This window comes from Paraoerskovia sediminicola (assembly GCF_030296575.1).
GTDB lineage: Bacteria > Actinomycetota > Actinomycetes > Actinomycetales > Cellulomonadaceae > Paraoerskovia > Paraoerskovia sediminicola.
On sequence record NZ_AP027729.1, the window covers coordinates 3,335,504 to 3,349,159 of the forward strand.

Annotated in this window: 9 protein-coding genes and 5 pseudogenes; 5 read left to right on the plus strand and 9 right to left on the minus strand. The window is 73.4% G+C overall.

Annotated elements, in window-relative coordinates; genetic code table 11:
• Window positions 1-124: 124 nt before the first annotated feature.
• Window positions 125-325 (plus strand): annotated as a pseudogene (locus tag QUE47_RS15420) (hypothetical protein); the annotation flags it as partial.
• 56 nt (window positions 326-381) lie between these two features.
• Window positions 382-1,035 carry an MBL fold metallo-hydrolase gene (locus QUE47_RS15425; protein ID WP_286218001.1) on the plus strand — a complete coding sequence of 218 codons (654 nt, stop codon included), beginning with the start codon at window positions 382-384 and terminating at the stop codon, window positions 1,033-1,035.
• Window positions 1,036-1,163: 128 nt separating this feature from the next.
• On the opposite strand, the gene QUE47_RS15430 is transcribed toward QUE47_RS15425, so the two are convergent.
• Both QUE47_RS15430 and dapA read right to left on the minus strand, forming a co-directional pair.
• Window positions 1,164-2,849, minus strand: coding sequence for a ribonuclease J (locus QUE47_RS15430; protein ID WP_286218002.1), 1,686 nt, complete (start codon window positions 2,847-2,849; stop codon window positions 1,164-1,166).
• Window positions 2,850-2,890: 41 nt separating this feature from the next.
• Complete coding sequence (dapA, locus tag QUE47_RS15435; protein WP_286218003.1) at window positions 2,891-3,823, minus strand: 4-hydroxy-tetrahydrodipicolinate synthase; 933 nt, start codon at window positions 3,821-3,823, stop codon at window positions 2,891-2,893.
• A 164-nt stretch (window positions 3,824-3,987) separates the two neighbouring features.
• Between dapA and QUE47_RS15440 the strand changes: the two are divergent.
• From QUE47_RS15440 to QUE47_RS15450, 3 genes and pseudogenes are all read left to right on the plus strand, one after another.
• A pseudogene (locus tag QUE47_RS15440) lies at window positions 3,988-4,718 on the plus strand (AzlC family ABC transporter permease).
• Entirely contained in the window at window positions 4,718-5,038 is a 321-nt protein-coding gene (locus tag QUE47_RS15445) for an AzlD domain-containing protein (RefSeq protein WP_286218004.1), read from the plus strand. The pseudogene QUE47_RS15440 and the gene QUE47_RS15445 overlap by 1 nt, the downstream one beginning before the upstream one ends.
• A gap of 58 nt (window positions 5,039-5,096) precedes the next feature.
• Window positions 5,097-5,606 (plus strand): GNAT family N-acetyltransferase, encoded by a 510-nt coding sequence (locus tag QUE47_RS15450; protein WP_286218005.1) that lies wholly within the window; start codon window positions 5,097-5,099, stop codon window positions 5,604-5,606.
• A gap of 25 nt (window positions 5,607-5,631) precedes the next feature.
• Here the strand turns inward: QUE47_RS15450 and QUE47_RS15455 are convergent, their stop codons facing one another.
• The 7 genes and pseudogenes from QUE47_RS15455 to QUE47_RS15485 all read right to left on the minus strand — a co-directional run bounded on the left by QUE47_RS15455 (window position 5,632) and on the right by QUE47_RS15485 (window position 13,543).
• A complete protein-coding gene (locus QUE47_RS15455; protein ID WP_286218006.1) occupies window positions 5,632-6,087 on the minus strand; it encodes a tetratricopeptide repeat protein in 456 nt (151 codons plus the stop codon).
• Between the two features lie 7 nt (window positions 6,088-6,094).
• Window positions 6,095-6,813, minus strand: a pseudogene (dapB, locus tag QUE47_RS15460) (4-hydroxy-tetrahydrodipicolinate reductase).
• Window positions 6,814-7,011: 198 nt separating this feature from the next.
• A pseudogene (locus QUE47_RS15465) lies at window positions 7,012-8,351 on the minus strand (M16 family metallopeptidase).
• Between the two features lies 1 nt (window position 8,352).
• Window positions 8,353-10,580: pseudogene (locus tag QUE47_RS15470) on the minus strand (polyribonucleotide nucleotidyltransferase).
• Between the two features lie 249 nt (window positions 10,581-10,829).
• Window positions 10,830-11,099 carry a 30S ribosomal protein S15 gene (rpsO, locus tag QUE47_RS15475; protein ID WP_286218007.1) on the minus strand — a complete coding sequence of 90 codons (270 nt, stop codon included), beginning with the start codon at window positions 11,097-11,099 and terminating at the stop codon, window positions 10,830-10,832.
• A gap of 114 nt (window positions 11,100-11,213) precedes the next feature.
• Window positions 11,214-12,866, minus strand: a complete 1,653-nt coding sequence (locus tag QUE47_RS15480; RefSeq protein ID WP_286218008.1) for a DUF6297 family protein — start codon at window positions 12,864-12,866, stop codon at window positions 11,214-11,216.
• 2 nt (window positions 12,867-12,868) lie between these two features.
• Window positions 12,869-13,543: an ABC transporter ATP-binding protein gene (locus QUE47_RS15485; protein WP_286218009.1), complete on the minus strand. Its 675-nt coding sequence runs from the start codon at window positions 13,541-13,543 to the stop codon at window positions 12,869-12,871.
• Window positions 13,544-13,656 lie beyond the last annotated feature (113 nt).

Sequence of the window (13,656 nt, forward strand, 5' to 3'; positions counted from 1 at the left end):
TGCGCGGGTCGCGGGGCCGCGGGACCCTCGACCTCGTGTTGAGGTCGTGTCGGAGCGCGCCGGACCGAGGACGGCGCGGCAGGCCGCGGTTGCCCTCGCGCCACGACGGGGCCAGCGTGAGCCCATGCAGACCGCTGCGTCCGAGCACGAGAGCCCCGCGCCCGGTCGGGACCTGGACGAGGTCGCGCCCGGCGTCCATGTCGCGACCGCCGAGATCTGGTCGAGCCTGTGCACCGTCGTCGTCGCGACGGACGGCTCCTGCCTGGTCGTAGATCCCGGCATCACCGCCGACGAGATCGACGGGCTCGCCAGGACGATCGACGATCGCGGGTGGCGCGTCGCCGCCGGCCTCTCGACCCACCACCACTGGGACCACGTCCTGTGGCGTGCGCTGCTCGGCGGGGCGCCCCGCTGGGCGTCACCGGCCACGGTCGCCGCCGCCCGCAGGTCCCGCGAGCACAACGAGACCGAGGCCGACGCGGCTGCTCCCGGGCACGACCACTCGCTCACGGGGCACCTCACCGCGCTCCCCGTGCCGGACGTGGCGACCACGCCCAGGTGCCGTGGGACGGTCCCCGAGCGATCGTGATCGAGCACCGGGCCCACGCGCCGGGCCACGTCGCGCTCGCGCTGCCCGCCGCCCGGGTGCTGCTCGCCGGCGACATGCTGAGCGACCGCGAGGTGCCTCTCCTCGATCTCGATGCAGCGGACCCGGTCGGTGACTACCGGGACGGCCTCGCGGCGCTGGAGCGCGGGATCCGGACGTGGGACGTGCGTGTCGTGGTGCCGGGGCACGGCGCCCCGGTCCGGGGCAGGGCGGGGATCGACGCGCTGATCGCCGCCGACCGGTCGTACCTGGCCGACCTGGAGCGCGCCGCCCGTGACCCGTCCGCCGAGGGCGCCGGGTCCGGGTCCGGGTCCGCCCAGGATCCCCGGCTCGTCGACCCCTGGGTGGCCGGCGAGCACCGGCGCCAGCTGGCGCACCTGTCTCGCGTCGCCGGACGATCGACGGGACAGCACGACGACCGGCTGTGACCGGCGGGGAGCACGGCGGGGAGCACGACGAGGAGCACGACGGTCCCCCGACCGGGCCCTGGCGGGGCCGGTCGAGGGACCGAGAGCTACGTGTGCCGGCAGGAGCCGACGCGCGATGGACCGCCTGGTCAGGCCTCGACGACGACCGGGACGATCATCGGGCGGCGGCGCAGACGACCGGAGACCCAGCGTCCGACGACGCGGCGCATGATCTGCTGCAGCCGGTGCGTGTCCGTCGCTCCGCCGGCGATCGCGTCCTCGAGGGCCTTGACCACCTGCGGCTGGATCTCGTCGAAGACGGAGTCGTCCTCGGCGAACCCTCGCGCGAGGATCTGCGGCCCGGCGACGACCTTCCCCGTCGAGGAGGACACGACGGCGAAGATCGAGATGAAGCCCTCCTCCCCGAGGACCACCCGGTCCTTGAGCTCGGCGTCGGTGATCTCGCCGACGCTCGACCCGTCGACGTAGACGTACCCGCAGGGCACGGCACCGACGACGGAGGCGCGACCGTCGACGAGGTCGACGACGACGCCGTCCTCGGCGAGCACGACCCGGTCGGCCGGCACGCCGGTCTTGACGGCGATGCCCGCGTTCGCGACGAGGTGACGGACCTCGCCGTGGACGGGCATGACGTTGCGCGGCCGGACGACGTTGTAGAAGTACACGAGCTCGCCTGCGCTGGCGTGGCCGGAGACGTGGACCTTGGCGTTGCCGCCGTGCACGACCTTCGCGCCGAGGCGGATCAGCCCGTTGATGATGCGGAAGACGGCGTTCTCGTTGCCCGGGATCAGCGACGACGCGAGGATCACGGTGTCGCCGTGGCTGACGGCGATCTTGTGGTCGCCGTTGGCCATGCGGCTCAGCGCCGCCATGGGCTCGCCCTGCGAGCCCGTGCACATGAGCACGACCTCGTGGTCGGGCAGGGAGTCGACCTTCTTCATGTCGATGAGGACGCCGTCCGGGACGTCCAGGTAGCCGAGCTCGGCGGCGATCCCCATGTTGCGGATCATCGAGCGACCGACGAGCGCGACGCGGCGCCCGTGGTTCGCCGCGGCGTTGAGGACCTGCTGGACGCGGTGCACGTGGGACGAGAACGACGCCACGATGATCCGCTTGTCGCTCTGCCCGAAGGTCTGGTCGAGCACGGGCCCGATCTCGACCTCGGGGGTCACGAACCCGGGGACCTCGGCGTTGGTGGAGTCGACCATCAGCAGGTCGACGCCCTTCTCGCCGAGCTTGCCGAACGCCCGCAGGTCGGTGATGCGGCCGTCGAGCGGCAGCTGGTCCATCTTGAAGTCACCGGTGTGCAGCACGGTGCCGGCGGCGGTGGTGACGGCGACGGCGAGAGCGTCGGGGATCGAGTGGTTGACGGCGACGAACTCGAGCCCGAAGACCCCGAGCTGCTCGGTGCCGCCCTCCTTCACCTCGAGGGTGACCGGACGGATCCGGTGCTCCTTCAGCTTCGCCTCGATGAAGGCGAGCGTGAGCTTCGACCCGATGACGGGGATGTCCTGGCGCATGCGCAGCAGGTACGGGACGGCACCGATGTGGTCCTCGTGCCCGTGCGTCAGAACGATCGCCTCGATGTCGTCGAGCCGGTCGGCGATGTACTCGAAGTCCGGGAGGATCAGGTCGACGCCGGGCTGGTTGTCCTCGGGGAACAGGACCCCGCAGTCGATGACGAGCAGCCGGCCGGCGTGCTCGAGGACCGCCATGTTGCGGCCGACCTCGCCGAGCCCGCCGAGGGCGACGATGCGCAGCCCGCCCTCGGGCAGCGGCGGGGGTGGGGACAGTTCTGGGTGAGGGTGGCTCACGGGGCCTCCTGGCCTGTGTTGTGGTGGCGGACGACGGACCTCTAGCGAGAGGTCTGGAGAGTCCGCTCCGGGTCGAGGACGCCCGCGGCGGCGAGCGCAGCACGCACGCCCTCCGTGTCGGCGTCGCTCGCGGCGACGTTGGGCAGGCGAAGCGCGCGCGAGGTCGTGACCCCGAGCACCTGCATCGCTGCCTTAGCCATGACGGCCTGTGCGCCGGCGCCGTTGACGGCGTCGGCGACAGGAAGGATCTGACGCATGAGCTCGAGGGCGCGCGCGTGGTCGCCCTCGTCCCACGCGGTGGTGAGTGCTGCGAAGAGGTCGCCGACGGCGTGGCTGGCCACACCGACGTGGCCGACGGCGCCCTGGGCGAGCATCGCGAGATAGAGGGAGTCGTCGCCGCAGTACCAGGCGAGCCCCGTCCGCGCGGTCATCGCCGCGACCGAGGCGACGTCGCCCGTGGCGTCCTTCGTGGCCACGACGGCCTCGTGGGCGGCGAGCCGGTCGTAGGTCTCGGGTGCGATGCGCAGGCCGGCTCGACCAGGGACGTCGTAGACCATCACCGGCAGCGACGCCGCGTCGGCGACCGTCGTGATGTGCCGGTACAGGCCGTCCTGGCTCGGGCGCGAGTAGTAGGGCGTGACGACGAGCAGGCCGTCCGCCCCGGCCTCCTCGGCCTGGACGGCCATCCGGACGGCGTGCGACGTGTCGGGCGAGCACGCCCCGGCGACGACCGTGGCGCGGTCACCGACGGCGTCCACGACGACTCGCAGCAGGTCGCCCTTCTCGGGCGCGTGGGTCGTCGGCGACTCCCCCGTGGTGCCGCTGATCACCAGCCCGTCGTTCCCGTGGTCGACGAGGTAGGTCGCGACCCGGGCAGCAGCCTCGAGATCGACCTCCCCCGCGTCCGTCATCGGGGTCACCATCGCGGTGAGGACGGCTCCGAACGGGCGCGCAGGTACGGCGGGAGCAGGCATGGGACCAAAGTACCGTGCCGGGTCCCGTCACCGTGCGACGAACCACCGCCGCGAGCCGGTCCCCCGCTACGCCCGTCTACCCTGGTCCGGTGCAGGACGACGTCGGCGACCTCGGGTCGCGCCCCGCGGCCCCGGGCTCCGGGGACGTGAGCGACCCCGCTCTCGTGCTGGGGGCCACGGACGTCCCCGGTGACCAGGACGCCCAGGTGCGGGCCGCCGTCCGACAAGCGATCTCCGTGTCCGTCGCGACCGGGCTGTACGGCGTCTCGTTCGGGGCCCTGTCAACCGTCGCCGGGCTGTCGCTCGCGCAGACGACGGTCCTGTCCCTGCTGATGTTCTCGGGCGGCTCGCAGTTCGCGCTGGTGGGCGTCGTGGGCGCCGGCGGCGCGCCCTGTCCGCGATCGTCACGGCCGGGTTCCTCGGCGTCCGCAACGCCCTGTACGGGATCCAGCTCGGTCCGCTGCTCGCGCTGCACGGGTGGCGCCGCGCCCTCGCCGCCCACCTGACGATCGACGAGTCGACGGCGGTGGCGACGGCCCAACCGAGCCGCGCCGCGGCGCGCGCCGGGTTCTGGTGGACGGGCGTGGGCGTCTTCGTCCTCTGGAACGCCATGGTGCTGGCCGGTGCCCTCGCCGGGGACCTGCTCGGGGACCCGCGCGCCTGGGGCCTCGACGCGGCGGCGGCCGCGGCGTTCCTCGGGCTGCTCTGGCCCCGCCTCGGCACCCGGACGGCGCGGGTCGTCGTGCTGCTCGCCGTGGTCGTCGCGGCGGTCCTGGTGCCCCTCGCTCCGCCCGGGGTGCCGGTGCTCGCGGCCGCGGCCGTCGCGGTCGTGGCCGCTCAGGTCCTGCCCGGCGGTCCCCCGCCGTCCGCGGCGACGGAAGGCGGTGCAGCGTGATGAGCGAGGCAGCGCTCTGGTTCACGGTCGTCGCGGCGTCGCTGCTGTGCCTGGCGATCAAGCTGGCCGGCCACTACGTGCCGCAGCACTGGATCGCGTCCGAGCGCGTCTCGCGCACCGCCGGTCTCGTGACCGCCGCCCTCCTGGCCGCCCTCGTCGTCGTGCAGACGCTCGCCGACGGGCAGGCGCTCGCCCTCGACGCGCGGGTCCCGGCGCTGGGCGTCGCCGCGGTCGCGCTCGCTCTCCGGGCACCGTTCATCGTGGTGGTCGTCCTCGCCGCGGCCACCGCGGCCGGGCTCCGCGCCCTCGGGATCGGCTGAGGCACGCGACCGGTCGGCGGCCCGCTCGGCAGCGTGCGCGGCGGGTAGGGTCGCGCGCATGGCACTCTTCAGCGAGACCGCAGACGTCTCGGTCCGCCCGGCGATCGCGACGGACGCCGCTCCGGTGACAGACATCCAGGTCGCCGCCTGGCGCGACACCCACGGCGACACGCTCGGCGACGACGTGATCGGGATGCTCGACGTGGACCGGATGCGCGAGAGCTGGCAGGGCGCGATCACCAGCCCTCCGGGACCCGGGTTCGCCGTCCTGGTAGCCCTCGACGCCGCCCGGATCGTCGGTTTCGCTGCCGTCACCCCGGGGCAGCTGATGTCGCTGGAGGTCCACCCGGACGCCCGCCGCGGCGGGCACGGCTCGCGGCTCCTGTCCGCGGCGGTCGACCGGCTGAGGCAGGACGGTGCCCAGGAGGTCACGACCTGGGTCCTCGACGGCGACGCGGCGCGCGAGCAGTTCCTCGGCGGTGCCGGGCTCGGGCCGGACGGCACGCAGCGCACGCTCGCCGCGGGCCCGCGCGAGGTCGTCGAGCACCGGTGGTCGGCGGCGCTCTGAGACCTGCGCCGCGGCCGGTGTCGGCTCAGGCGCCGGCGTGGACCGACCGGAAGATGGACGCGGCGGTGCGCAACGACGACCGCGCCCGCTTGCGGTCCCCCGACGCGTCGTACGCGAAGGCCAGGCGGTACCACGCGCCCCAGTCCTGCGGGTCCGCCTCCACCGCCTCCCGGTAGGGGACGAACGCCTCGTCGGCGGCGGCGCGGTCGATCCGGCCACCCGGTGACCGCGGCAGGTCGTCGACCGGGAGCCCGCCCTCGGCGGCCAGGGTGTCGGCCATCCGCTGCACCGTGGCGGCGAGGTGGAACTCCTTCCCGATGAGGAAGATCACCACGAGCGGGATCACCGCGACGCCGACGCCGATGAAGATCGCGACAGGAGCACCCGTCCCGATCAGGGCGACGGCGCGCCCCGCGATCTGCCACACGTAGAGGGCGAGCAGGAGCGTCACGACGAGCGCGCCGAGCATGCTGCGTCTCATGCGGAGATCACCCGAGGTCCATGACGTTCTCGAGCCCCACGGTCAGCCCGGGCCGCGAGACGACCTCCCGCACCGCGAGCAGGACCCCCGGCATGAAGGACACCCGGTCGAACGAGTCCTGCCGGATCACGAGCTGCTCCCCTCGTTGCCGAAGAGGATCTCCTCGTGCGCGACGAGCCCGCGGAGCCGGACGGCGTGCACGCGGACCCCGTCGACGTCCGCCCCGCGCGCCTCGAAGCCCGTCTCGGTCGCGTCCGGCGACGCGTCGAGGCCGGCGTCGCGGCGGCTGCGGGCGATCGCCGCCGCCGTGTGCCGGGCGGTGCCGCTCGGGGCGTCGACCTTGCCCGGGTGGTGCAGCTCGACGACCTCGGCCGACTCGAAGTAGCGCGCGGCCTTCGCCGCGAACGTCATGGCGAGCACCGCCGACAGCCCGAAGTTCGGGGCGATCAGCACACCGACCGGACCACGGCCACCGGCGGTGGACGCGATGTGGTTCCGCAGGTCCTCGAGCCGCTGTTCGGTCCAGCCGGTCGTCCCGACGACGGTGTGGACGCCGGCCTCCACCATCGCCCGGACGTTGCCCTCGGTCACCGAGGGGACCGTGAAGTCGACCGCGACGTCGGCACCGGCACGAGCGACCTCGGCCAGGTCGTCGCCCGCGTCGAGGCTCGCGACGAGCTCCAGGTCGGCGGCGGCCTCGACGGCCGCGCAGACCGTGCGTCCCATGCGCCCCCGTGCGCCGAGGACGGCGACCTTGATCGTGCCGGACGGTGCACCCACGTTCTCTTCAGTCACGTGAGCCAGCCTATCCGGGCGCCAGGCCGCGCCCGGACGCCGTCCGCACACGGCTCCGGCCCCGCCGTGAGGTCACGACGGGGCCGGTCGACGCCGGGGAGATCCCGCGCTCCAGCGCGGGCCGCGGGATCAGGGACCGAAAGGCCCGACCCGCACGACCGAACGAGGACGCGAGGCGAGGTCCGCGGCGAGCGAGCGGACGTCGTCCGCCGTCACGGCGCGGATGCGCTCGATCGAGTCCTCCAGCGTGAGCAGCGTCCCGTGCACGAGCTCCGAGCGGCCGAGCCGGTTCATCCGGGCGCCGGAGTCCTCGAGCCCGAGGACCATCCCGCCGGTGTGCTGGCCGACGCAGCGCTTGAGCTCGGCGGCCGTGATGCCGTCGTGCGCGAGCCTGTCGAGCTCCTCGCCGAGCAGCTTGGTGACCTCGTCGATCCGCGCCGGGGCGCAGCCGGCGTAGAGGCCGAAGGTGCCGGTCTCCCCGTAGCCCGAGGCGAACGAGTAGGTCGAGTACGCCAGTCCCCGACGCTCACGGATCTCCTGGAAGAGCCGCGAGCTCATGCTGCCGCCGAGGACCCCGTTGAGCACGGAGAGCGCGAAGCGGCGCTCGTCCGTCGCCGCGAGGCCGGTGCCACCGATGATCACGTTCGCCTGCTCGACCGCGCGGTGGATCGTCAGCTCGACGGCCGGGCGGTCGGGCGCGCCGGACGATGCGCCCGGCTCGGTGACCGGCAGACGGCGCGGGGTCGGCACGCGAGGCGACGAGAGGTCCCAGCCGCCGGCGACGAGGTCCTGGGCGACGCGGTCGCACAGGGCGTCGTGGTCGACTCCCCGGCCGCGGCGACCACGAGGGTCTCCGGCCGGTAGTGCTCGCGGTAGTGCTCCCACACCGCGTCGCGCGGCACGGCGCGGATCGTCTCCGGCGTGCCGCCGATCGGGCGGCCCAGCGGGGTGTCCCCCAGGACGGCCGTCGAGAACTCCTCGTGGACGACGTCCCCGGGGTCGTCGTCGTTCATGGCGATCTCCTCGAGGATCACGCCACGCTCGGTCTCGAGCTCGGCGGCGTCGATCGTCGCGGAGGTGACCATGTCGGTGATCACGTCGACGGCCATCGGCAGGTCGGCGTCGAGCACCCGCGCGTAGTAGCACGTGTGCTCCTTGCCGGTGGCCGCGTTGGCCTCGCCGCCGACGGCGTCGAACGCCTCGGCGATGTCCATCGCCGAGCGCGTCGGGGTGCCCTTGAAGAGCAGGTGCTCCAGGAAGTGCGTGGAGCCGAAGTGTCCACGGGTCTCGTCGCGCGAACCGACGCCGACCCAGGCACCGACCGTCGCCGAGCGCAGGCCCGGCATCGACTCGGTGAGCACACGGACACCGCCGGGCAGGACGGAGCGACGGATGGTCGCGCCGTCCTGCCCGGCGGTCAGCTCGCTGCCGGCCTCACCGGCAGCGACGAGCGGAAGGTCCCAGGACACCTCAGGCGTCGGTCGCCTCGGCTGCGTCGTCCGAGTCCTCGGTCACCGCGTGCAGCGAGAGCTTGCCGCGCGGGTCGACCTCGCCGATCTCGACCTGGACCTTCTGGCCGATCGAGAGGACGTCGTCCACGTTCTCGACGCGCTTGCCACCGACGAGCTTGCGGATCTGGCTGATGTGCAGCAGACCGTCCTTGCCCGGCGAGAGCGAGACGAACGCGCCGAACGAGGTCGTCTTGACCACGGTGCCGACGAAGCGCTCGCCGACCTCGGGGACGTGGGGGTTGGCGATCGCGTTGATCGCTGCCCGTGCGGCCTCGGCCGAGGGGCCGTCGGTCGCGCCGATGTAGACGGTGCCGTCGTCCTCGATCGAGATGTCGGCGCCGGTCTCCTCCTGGATCTGGTTGATCATCTTGCCCTTCGGGCCGATGACCTCGCCGATCTTGTCCACGGGGACCTTGACGGCGATGACGCGAGGAGCGTTGGGGCTCATCTCGTCGGGCACGTCGATGGCCTCGGCGAGGACGTCGAGGATCGTCAGGCGCGCGTCGCGGGCCTGGGTGAGCGCGCCACCGAGCACCGAGGCCGGGATGCCGTCGAGCTTGGTGTCGAGCTGGATGGCCGTGACGAACTCACGGGTACCGGCGACCTTGAAGTCCATGTCGCCGAACGCGTCCTCCGCACCGAGGATGTCGGTGAGGGCCGCGTAGCGGGTCTCACCGTCGACGGTGTCGGAGACGAGGCCCATCGCGATGCCCGCGACCGGGGCGCGCAGCGGCACTCCGGCGTTGAGGAGCGACAGCGTCGAGGCGCAGACGGAACCCATCGAGGTCGAGCCGTTGGAGCCGAGGGCCTCGGACACCTGGCGGATCGCGTACGGGAACTCCTCGCGCGACGGCAGCACCGGCACGAGCGCGCGCTCGGCGAGGGCGCCGTGCCCGATCTCGCGACGCTTCGGGCTGCCGACCCGGCCGGTCTCACCGGTCGAGTAGGGCGGGAAGTTGTAGTTGTGCATGTAGCGCTTGCGCGTCACCGGGCCGAGCGAGTCGATCTGCTGCTCCATGCGGAGCATGTTCAGCGTGGTGACACCCATGATCTGGGTCTCGCCGCGCTCGAACAGCGCCGAGCCGTGCACGCGCGGCAGGACCTCGACCTCGGCACCCAGGGTGCGGATGTCCGAGAGGCCACGGCCGTCGATGCGGAAGCCGTCGGAGAGGATGCGCTGACGGATGAGCTTCTTCTGCACAGCGCGGTACGCGGCGGAGAGCTCCTTCTCGCGGCCCTCGAACGAGCCGGCGAGGGACTCGACGACCTCGGACTTGATCGCGTCGATGCGCGACTCGCGGTCCTGCTTGTCGGCGATGGAGAGCGCCTCGCCCAGGGGGCGGTGGCGGCGTTCTCGACGGCCGAGTAGGTGTCGTCCTGGTAGTCCGGGAAGAGCGGCAGCTCCTTGGTCGGACGCGTGGCCCGCGCCGCGAGGTCGGCCTGCGCCTCGCAGAGCTGGCGGATGAACGGCTTCGCGGCCTCGATGCCCTCGGCGACGACGGACTCGGTCGGGGCGGCGACGCCCTGCTCCTTGATGAGGTTCCACGAGTTGTCCGTGGCCTCGGCCTCGATCATCGCGATCGCGACGTCGGGGTTGCCCTGGGAGTCCGTGACGATGCGGCCGGAGACGACCATGTCGAAGACGGCGCGCTCCTTGTCGCTGTACTTCGGGAACGCGACCCACTGGCCGTCGATGAGCGCGATGCGCACGGCACCGGCCGGGCCGGAGAACGGCAGGCCGGAGAGCTGCGTCGAGAGCGACGCCGCGTTGATGGCGAGCGTGTCGTACGCGTCGTCCGGGTGCGCGGCGAGGACGGTCACGACGACCTGGACCTCGTTGCGGACGCCCTTGACGAACAGCGGGCGCAGCGGGCGGTCGATGAGACGGCACGCGAGGATCGCCTCGGTCGAGGGGCGGCCCTCACGACGGAAGAACGAGCCGGGGATGCGTCCCGCGGCGTACATGCGCTCCTCGACGTCCACCGTCAGCGGGAAGAAGTCGAAGTGGTCCTTGGGGTGCTTGCCGACCGTGGTGGCCGACAGCAGCATGGTCTCGCCGTCGAGGTAGGCGACGGCGGAGCCGGCGGCCTGCTGGGCGAGGCGGCCCGTCTCGAAGCGGACGGTGCGGGTGCCGAAGCGGCCGTTGTCGATCTCGGCTTCGGCGAACTGGATCTCGGGACCCTCCATGGGTGCCCTCCTGTCTGTTCGCGCGCCCGGCGACCGGTCGTCGGTCTTCGATCGAGGTCCACGGCGTCCTGCGGACAGGGTCCGTGAGCCACTACCGAGGACCAGGCGATGGTCTCGATGGGCGCGATGGTTGGGTGTGCGGTGGTGCTGATGGTGCCGGGACCTCAGGTCCGGGCGTGCCGCCGGGGCGGCGATCCCATCACACCAGACCAGCCCGGCCCCTGCAGGGACCGGGCTGGGGGTGTCGTGTCAGCGACGCAGACCGAGGCGCTCGATGAGGCTGCGGTAGCGGTTGATGTCGACCTTCTGGAGGTACCCGAGGAGGCGACGGCGCTGGCCGACGAGGAGAAGCAGGCCACGACGGCTGTGGTGGTCGTGCTTGTGCTCCTTGAGGTGCTCGGTGAGGTCGAGGATGCGCTGCGACAGCATCGCGATCTGGACCTCGGGCGAACCGGTGTCGCCCTCGCTGGTCGCGTACTCGGTCATGATGCGCTGCTTGGTGGCAGAATCGAGCGGCACGGTTCTCCTTCGTAGTGATCGTTGCGCGGCGCGCCAGGGCTTGGTCCCCTGGGCTCTTCGGCTGGCCTTTCGGCTCCCGCGGCCGTTCTGACGGCTCTACCAGTGTATCAGCCGTCAGGTGCGCTCAGCCGGGACCCGGGTCGCCACGAGCACCGCGACCCACGCCAGCAGGAGCTGGACCACGACGAGCTCCGGTGCGGGCGCGCCCAGCAGGAGTGCGACGGCCCACGGCACCGAGCAGAGCACCGCGACGTCGGGTCCCTTGGTGAACGCCGCCGAGGCGCCGGCCGGCAGCGCGCCGCCCGGGGTGGCGAGGAGCGGGCCGGACCAGTCCGGCGGCTTGCGGTAGGCGTTGCGGATCGCGGCGGCCCCGTACGTGACGGCGCCCGCGAGCGCGAGCACGAGCCACCCGGGGTCGCCGGACGCGAAGGTCAGCGGGAGCCCGATGGCGAGGGTCACCGTCAGCGCCGTCAGGCTCGGCAGCACCGCGCGCACCCTGCGCACGTCGCGCGCACCCAGCGGGACGATCCGGTCCAGCTCCGTGCTCTGCTCCGCGTGCCGCGCGCCCTGGGCGCCGACGGTCGCGGCGCGGTAGCCGACGACGACGAGCAGGAGCAGGAGGCCGACGCCGGCGCGCAGGGCCGGGATCTGCTGCGCGACGACCACGAGCGCCGAGAGCCCGATCACCTGCGCCCACGTCGACGACGACCGCGCGAAGAGGGTGAGGTCGGCCGTGAGGATCGCCTGCACCGGCCCCCGGACGCGGGCGAAGGTCCTCGGCCTGCGCGGCACGCGGAGCCGCACCGACCCCTGCATCGCCCGGCCGAGCGCGCGCAGGTCGAGGGACATGACCCCGGCGCTCGCCTGGTCGGCGACCGCGCTCCGGGCGCGCAGGACGGCGGAGCTCAGCCGGTCGAGCCGAGACGCCCACAGGATCGTCAGCCCGACGCCGGCCACGCCCACGAGGCCGTCGACCCACAGCGGGAGGTCCAGGGCGCGACCCGTGGAGACCCCGGCGACCACGAGGCCCACCCCGAGCACCGGCACCGCCGCGACCCCGAGGTCGCTCGTGCGGGCGAGCCCCGAGACGACCCCGGGGTGAGGCTGTGCCAGACCCGCGAGAGCGACGACGACGAGCCCCGCCGCGGCGCCGAGCGCGGCGGACCCACCGACCGCGGACCACTCAGTGCCCGTCACGACGGCGACCAGGACGAACCCGGCGGCCCCGAGCAGCGGGCCGGCGATCAGCGCGCGGACGAGCGTCGGGCGCACGAGGCCCGGTCGGTCGACCGGCATCGGGACCCACCAGCGCACTCCCCCGGCGGAGACTCCCAGCGGACCGAGGCGCACGGCGAGCCCGAGCCCCGCCGCCACCAGGGCGAGGGTGACGAGCAGCCGCACGGTCTCGGGGTCGAGCGTCGCGGCGCCCTCGACCGCCGGCGCGTCCACGACGTCCCGCAGCGCGTTCGCGATGCCGACGGCGAGGCCCGCGCTGATGAGGACGGACGTCGCGATGTACGCCAGGTCCGACAGGACCTGGCCGAGACCTCCGCCCGTGCGGGACGCGAGCACCGCCGCGGTGAGCCTGCGGATCTCGCGCCCGCTGAACGCCTCGTCGGGGTCCACGACCGGGCGGGGCAGCCGGTGCTCAGGACCGACGTCGGGGAGCGTCCCGACCTCGACGTCCTGGGCGTCCTGGGCGTTCTCGGCGTCCTGGGCGTTCTCGGCGTCGTCGGTGTCCGCGGGGAGCGGCTCCGCGTCGCCCACCCTCAGCGCTCCTCGGCGAGGACCGCGAGCGCCCCGGCGTTGTCCACGACCCGGCACGACTCGTCGGAGACCACGAGCCCTCGTGCGCCCGTCGACGCGACGAGACCCGGGTCGTGGGTCGCGACGACCACCGCCGAACCCTCGCCGGCCTCGGCGACGAGCATGCGCCCGAGCTCCGCGCGCATACGGGTGTCCAGCCGCTGCTCGGGCTCGTCGAGGAGGACGATCTCGCGGGGCCTGACGAAGGCGGAGGCGAGCAGGAACCTGCGGCGCTGGCCCGAGGAGAGGGCTGACGGGACCGCTCGGGCGAGCTCGGTGAGACCGAACCGGCCCATCACGTCGTCGGTGAGCGGCCCGGCGTCGGCCACGGAGTGCCCGCGCGCCGTGAGGACCAGGTGCTCCCGGACCGTCAGGCCCGGGAAGAACGCGTCGTCGTCGAGCACCCCGACGACCCGTGCTCGGAAGTCCCGCTCGCGCTCGTCGACCGTCCGCCCGAAGGCCCGGACCGTACCGGTGATCGGGGCGAGCAGACCGAGGAACGTCCGCAGCAGCGTCGACTTGCCGCTCCCGTTCGGCCCGACGATCGCCAGGATCTCGCCGGGCCGCACCCGCACGTCGACCGGCGCGCACACGGGGACGTCGGCATAACCGACCGCCAGCTTCGTGGCCTCCAGCACCGGGGGGACGCTCGGGCGTCGCTTCCGGGGACCCGACGTAGCCGTGGACGCCGGAGCGCTCGCGGTAACCGGAGCGCCCGGACCTGCCTTCGCGGGTCCGCCCCGGCGTGCGC

Excerpts from the sequence above, each read along its gene's own strand:
- dapA (WP_286218003.1), bottom strand. The coding sequence starts at position 3,823 with ATGCCTGCTCCCGCCGTACCTGCGCGCCCGTTCGGAGCCGTCCTCACC.
- QUE47_RS15455 (WP_286218006.1), bottom strand. The coding sequence starts at position 6,087 with ATGAGACGCAGCATGCTCGGCGCGCTCGTCGTGACGCTCCTGCTCGCC.
- QUE47_RS15450 (WP_286218005.1), top strand. The coding sequence starts at position 5,097 with ATGGCACTCTTCAGCGAGACCGCAGACGTCTCGGTCCGCCCGGCGATC.
- QUE47_RS15445 (WP_286218004.1), top strand. The coding sequence starts at position 4,718 with ATGAGCGAGGCAGCGCTCTGGTTCACGGTCGTCGCGGCGTCGCTGCTG.